We start from the raw sequence: 13,163 nt of genomic DNA, 5'->3' as shown, positions 1-13,163 counted from the left end.
CGCTCCTTGAAACAAGCCAACGATAAAAATTGGTGAAAAGACCACGCCCATAGCTAAAACTATTACTGGAACGGCAAACCCTGCGAAAAATTCAAGCAGATACAAAAAACGCTTTGTAGCAGACATGGCACCTAACTTTTAAATAAGGGGCGCAGACGCGTGGGCTACAATGCGAAGCAGCCCACGTGTATGCGTCCCAGTGACCAACGGGAACGACTTTATTTGTTTGTTATATCTTGAGCTGTTCTCGAACAGAGACAAGTATTTTCCCTAATTTATTTAAACCAGTACCGTTTTTACCAATACCCCAATAATAATCACCTGGCGCATTTTCCACTATATTTTGTTCACCAGTGGATAAGAGTAACTCTCTCAGTTTTTCGTGAGTTTTGAATTTCTTTAAAACTGCTCGAAACATTATTTCGTCTTTGACTAATTCCCAATCATTTCTTATTGGAACTTTTCGACTTCTACCAAGTTCAGCTGCTTGTTTTGATGAATAAGCAGTCCTTATTTTTTCTTGATAAGACTTGTCGTCAAACTTTTGAGCCTGAAAATAATGCTCGACAGTAGGCCACCATACTCCATCTTCTTCTATGCCATGTTTAGAGAAGTTTGAGAATTCACCATAAGCGTCAGTTTTTGTGTAGAAAAAGATAGTCATAGTTAAAAATGGATATAACAACTTATTGGACACCAACTTGGGGCAAAGTTTTACGCCAAATTGGTGCATAATCTGTTTTGATAGTTTATCGGATTTGCCTGAAGCGTCCAGTAGTATTGGTTTGGTATGTTATTGGACAATTTGGGGTAATGTATTTGGACATTTTGGGAAAATATCTACCGAGCATCGGAAAATTGATAAAACTGTATTAATGAACAGTGGTTTTGTGTGAGTTTCTTCGCCATCTTATCTTTTATTTAGGCCAACTTATGCGATCGCCATTTCTCAATTATGTTGCAGATTTCATGCGCACAAAACGCTATGCCAAACGTTCAATCGAGAGTTACACCCGCTGGATAGCTGCCTATATTCGTTTCCACGGAAATCGTCATCCGGCACAACTGAATGACGCTGATGTTGTTTCCTTTCTTGAACATTTAGTGTTGAAAAAAAACGTGGCTGCGAACACTCAAGCTCAGGCATTGAATGCTCTTACGTTTCTTTACGCCAAGATTATCGAAAAGCCGCTGAGCGAAGATATGGGATTTGTGCGCAGTGCGCGTCAGAAAAAACTGCCAGTCGTGCTAACCAAAGCCGAAATAGCGCAGCTCTTGACTCACGTTCCGGCAAAGCATTTATTGGCAGTGAGTTTGCTTTATGGTAGCGGCTTGCGCTTAATGGAGTGTGTTCGCCTGCGGGTCGGTGATATTGATTTTAACTACCGATGTATTCGGGTTTGGCACGGAAAAGGTGGTAAACATCGAGTTGTTACGTTGTCAGATAGTTTACTTTCTGCATTACAAAATCAGATTCAGCAAGTAGAGACGATCTTGCATCAAGATATTCAATGCCCTACATGGGCCGGAGTGTGGATGCCTCACCGAATGGCGGAAAAGTTTCAATCCGCGAATAAGGAGCTGCATTGGCAATACTTGTTTCCGTCGCACAAAAGAAGTACTGATCCTGAGAGCAATCTACTTCGTCGCCACCACATTGATGAAAAACAAATTCAGCGCGCAGTACGTGAAGCAACCTATGCGGCGGGTATTAAAAAGTCCGTGACACCGCATACCCTGCGGCATAGTTTTGCGACTCACTTGTTGCAGTCTGGCGCAGACATTCGCACGGTACAGGACCAGTTAGGCCACTCTGATGTGAAAACCACGCAAATTTATACCCACATACTGCAGCGCGGTGGGCATGGGGTAATGAGCCCTTTAGACTAAGCGTCCCGCTCTACGGCAGTATGTGCCAAAGCAATCAGCGCTTGCTTATATTCGCTTTCAGGAATGGGGGCGAGTGCTGCGATAGCCGCGTCAGCCTCGCGTTCGGCTAATTTACGCGTGTAGTTAAGTGCGCCGGTTTGTTTTATGACACCTAAGATCTGGTCAAACGATTGCATACCATCACCATTTTCGATGGCTTGGCGAATCAGGGCGGCGTCTTCTGGATTAGCGTTCCACATGGCGTAAAGTAGCGGCAGAGTGGGTTTACCTTCGGCCAAATCATCGCCAACATTTTTGCCCATAGTAGCGGCGTCGGCATCGTAATCGAGTACATCATCGATTAACTGAAACGCCGTACCAAGATACTTACCATAGTTCTGCATTGCAGATTCTATGCTCTCGGGCTGGTCGGTAAGGACCGCCGCTAACTGGGTCGCAGCTTCAAACAGGCGGGCAGTTTTACTGTAGATAACATCCATGTAGCGCTGCTCGGTGGTGTCGGGATCGTTGCAGTTCATCAACTGCATCACTTCACCTTGGGCAATACGGTTAGTCGCGTCTGATAATATATCCATTACCCGCATGCGCTGTAATCCCACCATCATCTGAAATGCGCGTGAATACAGAAAATCACCAACTAACACGCTGGCTTGATTGCCAAAGAGTTCATTCGCAGTTTCTCGGCCACGACGCATGGTTGATTCATCCACTACATCATCGTGTAGCAATGTTGCGGTATGAATAAACTCAATGATAGCCGCCAGGGTAATGTGCGCATCATTTTGAATGTCTAGCGCTCTGGCACTGACCACGGTAAGCAAAGGGCGTAAGCGTTTACCACCGCTATTTACGATGTAAAAACCGAGTTGATTAATTAAGGCAACGTCGGACGATACCTGCTCTTGGATCAGCTGATTAACAGCCAGCATGTCAGGGTTAGCGAGTTGCTGAATTGCGTTTTTATCCATGCGCCTTAGCATTAGTCTGTGGCAAATAGTGATGGGCTGCAATTTTACAGAAAAGTCGCGCCGTATCCAGTCAAGTGTGCAGATAAAAGCTGCTTTTCATCGTGTGAGAATCGCTTAGCAAAGTGATCGTTATCGGTTACTATAGCGCCCCATTAGGCGCGATTGTGGTCAAGATTTCCCGTAGAAATAGCGGGTTTTCTGGCGAAATGTAAAAAGTGACGTAAAAATAACCATTTTTATGCCATTAGCCCTTGCGACACATTCCTAGATCACGTACAATCCGCGCCCTGTTTTTGTAATCAGCGCAGTAGAGCGCAGAGCGGAGTAATTTATGTACGCGGTTTTCCAAAGTGGTGGTAAACAACACCGTGTGGCCGAAGGTCAAACCGTTCGTCTTGAAAAAATCGAAGTAGCACCAGGCGAAACGGTTGAGTTCGAAGACATCTTAATGGTAAGCAATGGTGATGACGTTAAAATCGGCACACCTTCAGTAGCGGGTGCTAAGGTAACAGCTGAGGTTGTTACGCACGGTCGTGGTGAGAAAGTTAAAATCATCAAGTTCCGTCGCCGTAAGCATTCACGTAAGCAAATGGGTCATCGTCAGTGGTTCACTGAAGTGAAGATCACTGGCATTAGCGCATAATAGGAGCACGAACACATGGCACACAAAAAGGCTGGTGGTAGTACCAAAAACGGTCGTGATTCAGAAAGCAAACGCTTAGGTGTTAAGCGTTTCGGTGGTGAGTCAGTATTAGCGGGTAACATCATTGTTCGTCAACGTGGTACACGTTTCCACGCCGGCGACAACATGGGTATCGGCAAAGACCACACTCTATTTGCTCTAGCTGACGGTAAAGTTCAGTTTGAAGTGAAAGGTCCTAAGAATCGTAAATACGTTAGCATCGTTGCTGAGTAATATTTAAGATTTTCTGAAAAGCCCCGCTTCAAGCGGGGTTTTTTTATGCAAGTGGCTGGCATTGTCATGCAAAGCTTGCTGGTGTTAACTACACTAAGTGGATGATTGCGCATCAATGTTGCATCATCTCAATCACCATATAGGGTGAACGGCTGTCTACTTTGTACTGTTTATGCAGTACCACACGGCCAACGACACACAGTTTAAGCTGTTTGCTGTGAGATGGATCACACATTGGCTTAAGCAAACAAATGTAAGTAAATCGAGATAATCATGAAGTTTGTAGATGAAGCGGACATCCGCGTAGAAGCGGGCGATGGTGGTAATGGAACCGTCGGTTTTCGCCGTGAAAAATATATTCCCCGCGGTGGTCCTGATGGTGGCGACGGTGGCGATGGCGGCAGCGTTTACCTGATTGCCGACGAGAATCTCAATACTTTGATTGATTATCGCTTTGAACGTTTTCATCGTGCCGAGCGTGGTCAGAATGGTCAAGGCAGTAATTGTACAGGTCGCGGTGGCGCTGATTTAGAACTTCGTGTTCCGGTGGGTACCCGTGCCACTGATGCCGATACGGCTGAGGTGTTAGGTGACCTGACTAAGCATGGTCAGCGCCTGAAAGTCGCCCAGGGCGGCTTCCATGGTTTAGGTAATGCCCGTTTTAAGAGCAGCACAAATCGTGCGCCACGGCAGAAAACTAACGGCACGCCGGGAGAAATCCGTAATCTTAAACTTGAACTGATGCTGCTTGCTGACGTTGGTTTGTTGGGCATGCCGAATGCAGGTAAATCGACCTTTATTCGCGCGGTGTCGGCGGCCAAGCCGAAAGTAGCGGATTATCCATTTACTACCTTAGTGCCTAACCTGGGCGTGGTGCGCATGGATGCACAAGAGAGTTTCGTGATTGCCGATATTCCGGGCTTGATTGAAGGCGCGGCAGAAGGTGCGGGACTGGGTATCCAGTTCTTACGCCACTTAGAGCGCTGTCGTGTTCTTCTGCATTTAGTTGATTTGATGCCGGCGGATGGAAGCGATCCGGTCGATAACGCGCGAGCCATCATCAACGAGTTAGAAAAATACAGTCCGAAGTTGGCGGCAAAGCCTCGTTGGTTGGTATTTAATAAGATTGATTTGTTGTTGCCTGAAGAAGCTGAAGAATTAACCGCTCGCGTTGCCAAAGAGTTAGGTTGGGAAGGCGACTACTATCAAATTTCAGCATTCCAAAAGCTGGAAACTCAAAGTTTGTGTCGCCACGTCATGGATTTCTTGCAATCACTGCCAAGCGAAGAGGTCGTTGCAGAGTCTGAGGAAGAAGTGGAGTTTAAGTGGGATACGTACCACAAAAACACCCTTGAACAGGCTGATTGGGACGATGATGACGAAGATGATGATCACCCCAACGTGATTTACACTAAAGAATAACTCGCCATCTAGATACCGAGCCCAGCGCCTAAACAGCAGTCGCAAATTTGCCGCAAAATGTTTAGACTCTGGGCTTTATTTTTATGAGTCTTGCCTCGAAATGCGGATATCAATGATTGCAGCCATGACACCCGCGCGTGTGATTGGTGCTAACAATACTATGCCCTGGCATTTGCCAGCCGACCTTAAGCACTTTAAAGCGGTAACACTTGGTAAGCCGGTGATCATGGGGCGCAAGACCTATGAGTCGATTGGCCGCGCCCTACCTGGGCGAGAAAATATTGTGATCACCCACCAAGCGGATTACAGCTTACCCGACGCGACCGTCGTTAATAGTTGCGATGCTGCCATTGAACATGCAAAGGCGTTAGCGGTAGAAGAGATTATGGTCATCGGCGGTGGTTTGATTTATCAAACCTTGCTTCCCAAAGCCGACCGCTTGTATCTGACTTTTATTGACGCGGATGTCAAAGGCGACACATTTTTCCCTAAGTACGATGAAAAGGCTTATTGGCGTGAAATCGCTCGGGAGCACCGCGAAGCCGATGAACGCAATGCCTACGCCCTGGATTTTGTCACCTTAGAGCGCGTGTCTAGTTAAGCGAACTACCCACGCGCTTTTCGCAGCGCCTCAATCTTATTTGTCATCGCTTCGTTAACAAGGTGTTAGCAAAGTGTTGCATACGTATGTTTAAGGTAACCGCAGGTTGTTTTGCTATGCTGCAAATCAACATTGCTAAATCTGCGTAAAGGTTACCGATGAAATTCAAATTACCCCTAGCGTTATGTTCCATTACCACCTTATTGCTACTGACTGCGTGCCAGCGTGAAGTCGCGCCTGAGCAAGCTCAATCTTATCCGCCAGCATGGGCGCAAGATGTGGTGTGGTATCAAATTTTTGTTGAGCGCTTTCATAATGGTGATCCGTCTAACGATCCAACCCCCGCCGATTTAGTCGGCGGTTATCCGGGGTTTGTTCCCGATGACTGGCAGGTAACGCCTTGGACCCAAGACTGGTATGCACCTGATCCGTATTTCGCATCAGTCCATGGCAAGCTCGATACTGGCGGTTATCCGATTGAAAAATTTGGCACCAAAACTAGCTTACGCCGCTACGGTGGAGACCTTCAGGGCGTGCTCGATAAGCTCGATTACTTGCAATCGCTGGGGGTAACCGCGTTATATTTCAATCCGGTGAACGATTCGCCCTCACTGCACAAGTTTGACGCCCGCCATTGGCGCCATGTCGATGTTAACTTTGGCCCTGATCCCGCAGGGGATAAACGCTTGATTGCGCAAGAAGACCCGAGCGACCCGGCAACTTGGGTCATGACCAGTGCTGATAAATTATTTGTAAAGGTGATCAAGCAGGCGAAAGCCCGCGGTATGCGCGTGATCTTGGATTATTCCTGGAATCATACCGGCAATACCTTCTGGGCGTGGCAAGATGTGCTTAAACAGCAGCAAGCTTCACCCTATGCTGATTGGTACTGGATCGATCAATTTGACGACCCAGAGACTCCCGAAGATGAATTTAAATTTCAAGGTTGGTTTGGGGTCAAGCAAATGCCTGAAATTCGCGAAACGGTGCGCGTTGACCATTCAGATGGGATTGAGGTGTTCGAGGGTGATATCGCCTCTGCAGCCGTTAAGCAGCATATTTTTGCTGTAAGTAAACGTTGGCTCGATCCAAATGGTGATGGTGATCCCTCCGACGGGTTAGATGGTTATCGTTTGGATGTGGCAGCTGAAATTCCCTTGGGTTTTTGGCGTGAGTACCGCCAATACGTGCGTTCTATTAATCCCGAGGCTTATTTGATCGGCGAGATCTGGTGGCAGGAATACCCCGATAAGCTGATCGATCCTGCCAATTTATTGCAGGGCGATATTTTCGATGCGGTAATGAATTATCGCTGGTATCGCAGTGCACGACGCTTTTTTGCAGGTATCAATAATTCCATTTCTGCCACTGAACTGGTTGCTCAGCTTACTGAACTACAGCAAGGCTATAGCCGCAATCACGCTCTGGTATTAATGAATATGTCAGCCAGCCATGATACCCCGCGCTTATTAACCTCGTTCTACAATCCGAGTAATTACAAATTTAACGCCAGTGCAGAAGCCAATCCTGACTACCGCATTGGTAAACCAGATGCGCTAACGTATGACCGCGTTAAAACCTTTTTAGCCTTTCAGTTTACCCAACCCGGCGCGCCACAAATATACGCGGGTGATGAAATGGGCATGTGGGGTAGTGATGATCCGCATAACCGCAAGCCGCTGATTTGGCCTGAGTTTAAGTTTGCAGATGAACAAGGGCATCCCTTGGGGCAAGCGCGAACACCCGATCCTGTGGCTTTTAATGCTGACTTGTTTAACTATTATCAGTCACTCATATCATTGCGTAACACGCATCCTGTATTAGTCAGCGGTGCCATTGACTACTACGCTGCAGATGATGATAAACAGCTATTGGCTTATGCTCGCACCAATGAGGAGGGAGCCCGGGTTTATGTCGCCTTTAACTTATCCTTTGATGTCCAACCAATGCCATTACCGCTAGGGTTTATGCAATCAACCAAGGTTCAATTGTGGCAGTCTGATGCACCGGAGATCCGCGAATTTGTGACCGCTCAGCCAATTATGCTGCGCCCCATGACCGCCAGTATTGTGATCATTCCATAACGCTAGTGGAGTGGTAATATTCACTCAGCAGAGATACGTCAGCCCGCAGGGGAAAACTCTGTGGGCTACTCAACAGAATTTAAAATACTAAACCAAGAATATTATGCTTGTAAGGAAACCAAAGCATGCCCATCCATGCGCGCCATGCTGCTGAGCCATTCCCGTGCTTCTGATTCATCCATAAACCCACGGCGCACAAAACGCTCATTATCTTGTGGCACAATTTTTTGCGTCAGCACCTCTATTTCCAGCTGATTGGAGAAACAAAAGGCTTGCGCGCGCATACCTTGCTCAATCGACCAGTGAGTTAACTCTCGCAGAATAGCTAAACTATCGTGAGTAGGTAACCAGTCTGACGTGCAAGTGAGTACATAAAATGTATGGGGTGCGAGGGTGGCGGTTATCAGGCATTTACAGTCGTTAACAAATGCCAATGAATGTTCTTTATTCCAAGCACTACTAGCGTGGATCACCAGCAGTCGATTTTCGGCTGTGAGTGAGTAATCTCCATGACAATCAAATCGGGTGGCCTGCATAGCGTAAATTCCCTTTCATTGTTCCATTACTCTTAACAGTAGGCTATAGCTTTACAACTGTCCAATTTATATACAGAATTATTGGCAAAGCTTTTCTACTCAATATCTCAGTGGCCTTGTTCGCTGGTGTTGCAGCGAGCTAGGCTGCCACTGTGCGCTTGCGCCACAAGGTAATACTGTAGCTATAGGCGTATAAACCACTAAACAGAATTGAGGGTGTTACGGTTAGCCATAGATTGGGCGTTTGATTAAGGATATTAACGGTGATCACCAAAACGGTTTGCACCACCAATGGTAGTAATGGCGCAAAGACCACACCTGGGATACACGAGTTTGCAGTTCGTTGCGCAGAATAATCCAGCGCCGCATTCATGGCACTGCGAATAGCGCCCGCTTGGCGCGTTTGACTATGCACCGCACACAGCAGCGGCACCATAAACGCCAGCGATAAATAACGCTGGGCAATATGGCGGTTGCTCAGTTCCAGCAAGAACGTAAAGCCTAAGGTAATTGAGCCGCTATAAGCGCCTTGTACCAGCGCTGCACGCAAGGTCGTTTCTGGAGTTATAGTGGGGCTATTATTGGCCCAGTAGGCCCAGGCAAAATAAAATGCAAAGGCTACTATGCCTGAGAATAATAAGCGTAAAGTAGAGCTCATGCGCGCCGCGTTCCTCGATTCAATTGCGAGCGAATATTGAGCCTGTGAGCGCGGCGTATGCTCGCAGGCTCATAGAGGATCAATAGGTTTGATTAAACAACGCCTCAAGGTTCAACCCTTGGTGACCGAGCATATCGCGGAGTCGTCTTAGGGCCTCAACCTGAATTTGTCGCACCCGCTCGCGGGTCAGACCAATTTCAGCGCCAACGTCTTCAAGCGTTGACGGTTCATACCCCAATAGACCGAAGCGCCGAGCTAAAACTTCCCGTTGTTTCGGATTTAACTCACCTAACCAGCGCACGATGCTTTGCTTAATGTCACTGTCTTGCAGGTTTTCTTCTGGGCTATACTCGGCATCGTCAGCAATTATATCGAGCAATGCTTTATCACCATCACCACCGATGGGAGTATCCACCGAGGTGATCCGTTCGTTCAGGCGCAGCATTTTGCTGACTTCTTCAATCGGACGATCCAATGCAGTGGCAATTTCTTCTGCGGTTGGTTCGTGATCCAGTTTCTGTGACAGCTCACGCGCGGTCCGTAAGAACACATTAAGTTCTTTAACTACATGGATTGGCAAGCGAATAGTGCGGGTCTGATTCATGATCGCACGTTCAATGGTTTGCCTGATCCACCATGTTGCATAGGTGGAGAATCTAAAGCCACGTTCGGGGTCAAACTTTTCCACCGCGCGGATCAAACCTAAATTGCCTTCTTCGATCAAGTCAAGCAAGGCTAACCCACGGTTATTGTAACGTCGGGCAATTTTTACCACCAAGCGCAGATTGCTAACAATCATGCGCTTGCGCGAGGCTTCATCACCTTTTAACGCTTTACGCGCGAAGTAGACTTCTTCCTCTGCTGAAAGTAGCGGAGAAAAGCCAATTTCACCTAAGTAAAGTTGGGTAGCATCTAGGGTTTTAGTAAATTCTTCGTTGGACAGTGAAGTATCGTCACTGGTTTTTTCGGAAGTTTCGGAATCTTGTGCTTCACGCAGGGTACTTTCATCAGGCTCATCAACAGCGATGTCTAACTCAGCATCAATTGAAGCGTTATCTACGTCTTTTTCGACCACAGTATCTTTGGTTTGTCCCACAACTGCACTCCTGAATTTTTGTTCGGGTTAAAACTCCTCTGTCTTATTATTATTTATTGTTATTATTGGCGGGGAAGATAGCGCATCGGGTCTAATGATTTACCTCGATAGCGAACCTCAAAATGAAGCATGACCTTATCGGTACCTGAACTTCCCATTGTGCCTATTTGTTCGCCCGCCTTTACCCATTGTTGCTCTTGCACGAGTATGCGGTCGTTGTGTGCATATGCACTTAAAAATGTATCCGTATGTTTAATGATTATCAGCTTACCGTAACCCCGCAGAGCCTCACCGGTATACACCACTTTACCATCGGCCGCTGCCATGATCGGGGTGCCTGCTGCATTAGCGATATCGATGCCTTTATTACCTGACTCAGCAGTACTAAATCGACCTACGATATTACCTTCTGCCGGCCATATCCAACGCCTAACTTTGGCTGGAAAAGACCGCCTAACTTGCTGCTCATTAACAACTTTTTCACTTTCACCATACGCCTGCTCTTGAGGACGGTCAACACCTCTTTGAGTAGAATTTGTACTGGTACGACCATTTGTATTGGTTGCGCGATCTTGGGGCGCAGCGCTTACCACAGGTTTGCTCACGCGTGTCGCAGGCCTTGTGGCTCGGGGGGGCGGTGTTAAGCGCAACTCTTCCCCAGGCTGGATTAGGTAGGGCTCTTTGAGGTTATTGTAACGGGCGATATCGCGGTAATCATTCCCGCTATACCACGCGATGGCAAATAGCGTATCGCCTGGTTGCACGGTATAGGTAGCGCGTTGGAAAGGGTCGACTTCTTCGGCGACTTGCATATCTAAGGTGACCACTGGGGCTGGCGTGTGTGGGGAAGAGCTACAGGCAACTATGCCTAAACCAACAATGAATAGAAAAACGGTGCGTAGAAGCCTTTGCCATATGGCAACTGTTGACGTGTTGCTGGTGGGTAACTTGGTCACAGCACGTCGCATGAGGCTCCTTAGCGCAGCATGAGGTAGGCGACAACGGCTAGGATCACGACCGCCCAGCCAAGCACTTCAACCCATTCGCGCAGCTTCTGTTCCATCGCAGGGCCGCCCCAGCGCATCAATCCGGCAACCATAAAAAAGCGTAGGCCACGGCCCACTGCTGAGGCGAGCAAAAACGGCAAAAAAGCCATGTGTAAAAAGCCGGCGCTAACGGTGAAAATCTTGTAAGGGATGGGCGAGAAACCAGCAATAAATACCACCCACACGCCGTACTCACCAAACCAATCGATGGCCTTATCTAATTTACCTTGATAGCCCATTTGCTCAATCAGGGGGGCGATTAAACTGTCGAATGCAAACCATCCCAGCCAAAATCCGGCGACACCACCTAAGATGGAGCAGATAGTTGTTATCCACGCAAAGCGCCACGCTTTGGAGGGTTGTCCCAGTGACATAGGGGCCAACATAACATCGGGCGGAATAGGAAAAATCACGCTCTCAGTAAAACTTAACAGCCCAAGATACCGTTCAGCGTTGGGATGCTTGGCCCAACGTAAGGTCATGTCGTACAGGGGCTGGAATAACTTCATACAATTGAACCGGCTACAAGAGGGACAAAGCGCACTGATTCAACTTCTTGTGTAACCAGCTCGCCATCGGTACGGTCAATGCACAACAGGGTTTGTGCATCGTTACCCACTGGAATGATCAAGCGCCCACCTTCATTTAACTGATCAGTCAATGCTTGGGGGAGTGAACTTGCCGCGGCGGTTACGATGATCGCATCAAAGGGGCCTTTGCTGCCCCAGCCTTGCCAACCATCACCATGCTTCATTGCAATATTGTGTAAATTTAAGTGGTTCATGCGGCGTTTTGCTTGGAACTGCAGCGATTTGATGCGTTCTACCGAGTAAACCTTGGCAAAGAGTTGGGCCAGAATAGCGGTTTGGTAGCCAGAGCCTGTACCAATTTCCAGCACGCTACTAGCGTTATTCGGGGCGGCCAATAATAGCTCGGTCATACGTGCCACTATGTACGGTTGCGAGATTGTTTGCCCTTGGCCAATTGGCAAGGCCGTGTTCTGATAGGCTTTGTGCTTGAGAGCATCGGGTAGAAAGTAATCCCGTGGGGTACCGGCGATGGCGTTTAACACCTGATTATTGGTGATCCCCTCTTGGACTAGCAGTTGGGCTAGTGCCTCTCCTTTGCGTGAACTCGATCTCATGTGCGTCGTACTGTGTGGTTTGTTATCGTTATTATTCGGCTATTGTCTGGTTTCAGCGCGATTTGTTCAACCATTCTTTCATATCTTCAATGCTTTGATAGGCGGTCATATCTACGCTGAGTGGCGTGATCGAACAAAATCCGTTAGCAATCGCATGAAAATCGGTACCCGGTCCGGCATCTTGTTCTTCGCCCACTTTACCATACCAATAAATCGTCCGCCCAAAGGGATCATTATCTTTAACCATGGTTTCGGCGCGATGTCGCCGGCCTTGGCGCGTGACTTGGGTACCTTTGAGCTGTTCAAAGGGGACGTTGGGCACGTTAATGTTCAGAATTTGATTAGCCGGTAACGGGTGCTGTTACAACTGGCGGATCACATCTACCACGACCTGAGCGGCGGTAGTAAAGTACTCACCACTTTTACTGGTTAGCGATACTGCAAGTGCCGGTAAGCCCATATAGCGGCCTTCAGTAGCAGCCGCCACCGTACCAGAGTAGACCACATCATCACCCAAATTGGCACCATGGTTGATACCGGAAACAACTAAATCAGGTTCTTCCTCTAAGAAGCAATTGACCCCCAAGTGTACACAATCGGAAGGGGTACCATTGACTGCATAAAAACCGTTCTTCATGGCCTCGATACGCAGCGGAGAATGCAGCGAAAGCGCGTTACTGGCGCCACTGCAATTGCGATCGGGAGCGATTACCGTCACTTCATGCTCCTGACTCAAGGCTTCATACATTACATGCAGTCCTTGCGCGAAAACCCCATCGTCGTTACTTAATAAAATACGCAT

General features: G+C 47.8%; 14 protein-coding genes and 1 pseudogene. 6 read left to right on the top strand and 9 right to left on the bottom strand.

From position 1 onward, the window contains the following. Positions 1–229: 229 nt before the first annotated feature. Positions 230–685 carry an NADAR family protein gene (locus CSH92_RS03835; RefSeq protein ID WP_240612720.1) on the bottom strand — a complete coding sequence of 152 codons (456 nt, stop codon included), beginning with the start codon at positions 683–685 and terminating at the stop codon, positions 230–232. A 248-nt stretch (positions 686–933) separates the two neighbouring features. Between CSH92_RS03835 and CSH92_RS03830 the strand changes: the two genes are divergently transcribed. Further along, positions 934–1,890, top strand: a complete 957-nt coding sequence (locus tag CSH92_RS03830; RefSeq protein WP_100656256.1) for an integron integrase — start codon at positions 934–936, stop codon at positions 1,888–1,890. Here CSH92_RS03830 and ispB read toward each other — a convergent pair. Next, positions 1,887–2,858, bottom strand: a complete 972-nt coding sequence (ispB, locus tag CSH92_RS03825) for an octaprenyl diphosphate synthase (RefSeq protein WP_100656255.1) — start codon at positions 2,856–2,858, stop codon at positions 1,887–1,889. The genes CSH92_RS03830 and ispB overlap by 4 nt on opposite strands. A 331-nt stretch (positions 2,859–3,189) precedes the next feature. Between ispB and rplU the strand changes: the two genes are divergently transcribed. The 5 genes from rplU (at position 3,190) to CSH92_RS03800 (ending at position 7,881) form a co-directional block, all read left to right on the top strand. Beyond that, positions 3,190–3,501, top strand: coding sequence for a 50S ribosomal protein L21 (rplU, locus tag CSH92_RS03820; protein ID WP_100643727.1), 312 nt, complete (start codon positions 3,190–3,192; stop codon positions 3,499–3,501). 15 nt (positions 3,502–3,516) lie between these two features. After that, a complete protein-coding gene (rpmA, locus tag CSH92_RS03815; RefSeq protein ID WP_100643728.1) occupies positions 3,517–3,774 on the top strand; it encodes a 50S ribosomal protein L27 in 258 nt (85 codons plus the stop codon). Positions 3,775–4,047: 273 nt separating this feature from the next. Beyond that, positions 4,048–5,196, top strand: coding sequence for an Obg family GTPase CgtA (gene cgtA / locus CSH92_RS03810; RefSeq protein WP_100656254.1), 1,149 nt, complete (start codon positions 4,048–4,050; stop codon positions 5,194–5,196). A gap of 100 nt (positions 5,197–5,296) precedes the next feature. Next, positions 5,297–5,797: a type 3 dihydrofolate reductase gene (gene folA, locus CSH92_RS03805; protein WP_240612719.1), complete on the top strand. Its 501-nt coding sequence runs from the start codon at positions 5,297–5,299 to the stop codon at positions 5,795–5,797. A gap of 158 nt (positions 5,798–5,955) precedes the next feature. Continuing rightward, positions 5,956–7,881 (top strand): glycoside hydrolase family 13 protein, encoded by a 1,926-nt coding sequence (locus tag CSH92_RS03800; RefSeq protein WP_100656252.1) that lies wholly within the window; start codon positions 5,956–5,958, stop codon positions 7,879–7,881. A 101-nt stretch (positions 7,882–7,982) separates the two neighbouring features. Here the strand turns inward: CSH92_RS03800 and CSH92_RS03795 are convergent, their stop codons facing one another. From CSH92_RS03795 to surE, 7 genes and pseudogenes are all read right to left on the bottom strand, one after another. Next, entirely contained in the window at positions 7,983–8,417 is a 435-nt protein-coding gene (locus tag CSH92_RS03795) for a hypothetical protein (protein ID WP_100656251.1), read from the bottom strand. Positions 8,418–8,556: 139 nt separating this feature from the next. After that, entirely contained in the window at positions 8,557–9,075 is a 519-nt protein-coding gene (locus CSH92_RS03790; protein WP_100656250.1) for a hypothetical protein, read from the bottom strand. Between the two features lie 79 nt (positions 9,076–9,154). Then, positions 9,155–10,171, bottom strand: a complete 1,017-nt coding sequence (gene rpoS, locus CSH92_RS03785) for an RNA polymerase sigma factor RpoS (RefSeq protein WP_420807485.1) — start codon at positions 10,169–10,171, stop codon at positions 9,155–9,157. Between the two features lie 62 nt (positions 10,172–10,233). Further along, complete coding sequence (locus CSH92_RS03780; RefSeq protein WP_100656249.1) at positions 10,234–11,139, bottom strand: peptidoglycan DD-metalloendopeptidase family protein; 906 nt, start codon at positions 11,137–11,139, stop codon at positions 10,234–10,236. Between the two features lie 8 nt (positions 11,140–11,147). Further along, positions 11,148–11,726: a YqaA family protein gene (locus tag CSH92_RS03775; RefSeq protein WP_100656248.1), complete on the bottom strand. Its 579-nt coding sequence runs from the start codon at positions 11,724–11,726 to the stop codon at positions 11,148–11,150. Next, positions 11,723–12,361, bottom strand: coding sequence for a protein-L-isoaspartate(D-aspartate) O-methyltransferase (locus tag CSH92_RS03770; RefSeq protein WP_100656247.1), 639 nt, complete (start codon positions 12,359–12,361; stop codon positions 11,723–11,725). The genes CSH92_RS03775 and CSH92_RS03770 overlap by 4 nt, the downstream gene beginning before the upstream one ends. A gap of 52 nt (positions 12,362–12,413) precedes the next feature. Beyond that, positions 12,414–13,163: pseudogene (gene surE, locus CSH92_RS03765) on the bottom strand (5'/3'-nucleotidase SurE).

Source organism: Neoalteromonas flava, assembly GCF_002807685.1.
GTDB lineage: Bacteria > Pseudomonadota > Gammaproteobacteria > Enterobacterales > Alteromonadaceae > Alteromonas_E > Alteromonas_E flava.
Note: the sequence above shows the minus strand (reverse complement) of the source record. Positions and strands in the feature narration are given on the sequence as shown.

Excerpts from the sequence above, each read along its gene's own strand:
- CSH92_RS03830 (WP_100656256.1), top strand. The coding sequence starts at position 934 with ATGCGATCGCCATTTCTCAATTATGTTGCAGATTTCATGCGCACAAAA.
- ispB (WP_100656255.1), bottom strand. The coding sequence starts at position 2,858 with ATGGATAAAAACGCAATTCAGCAACTCGCTAACCCTGACATGCTGGCT.
- rplU (WP_100643727.1), top strand. The coding sequence starts at position 3,190 with ATGTACGCGGTTTTCCAAAGTGGTGGTAAACAACACCGTGTGGCCGAA.
- rpmA (WP_100643728.1), top strand. The coding sequence starts at position 3,517 with ATGGCACACAAAAAGGCTGGTGGTAGTACCAAAAACGGTCGTGATTCA.
- cgtA (WP_100656254.1), top strand. The coding sequence starts at position 4,048 with ATGAAGTTTGTAGATGAAGCGGACATCCGCGTAGAAGCGGGCGATGGT.
- folA (WP_240612719.1), top strand. The coding sequence starts at position 5,297 with ATGCGGATATCAATGATTGCAGCCATGACACCCGCGCGTGTGATTGGT.
- CSH92_RS03800 (WP_100656252.1), top strand. The coding sequence starts at position 5,956 with ATGAAATTCAAATTACCCCTAGCGTTATGTTCCATTACCACCTTATTG.
- CSH92_RS03795 (WP_100656251.1), bottom strand. The coding sequence starts at position 8,417 with ATGCAGGCCACCCGATTTGATTGTCATGGAGATTACTCACTCACAGCC.
- CSH92_RS03790 (WP_100656250.1), bottom strand. The coding sequence starts at position 9,075 with ATGAGCTCTACTTTACGCTTATTATTCTCAGGCATAGTAGCCTTTGCA.
- CSH92_RS03780 (WP_100656249.1), bottom strand. The coding sequence starts at position 11,139 with ATGCGACGTGCTGTGACCAAGTTACCCACCAGCAACACGTCAACAGTT.
- CSH92_RS03775 (WP_100656248.1), bottom strand. The coding sequence starts at position 11,726 with ATGAAGTTATTCCAGCCCCTGTACGACATGACCTTACGTTGGGCCAAG.
- CSH92_RS03770 (WP_100656247.1), bottom strand. The coding sequence starts at position 12,361 with ATGAGATCGAGTTCACGCAAAGGAGAGGCACTAGCCCAACTGCTAGTC.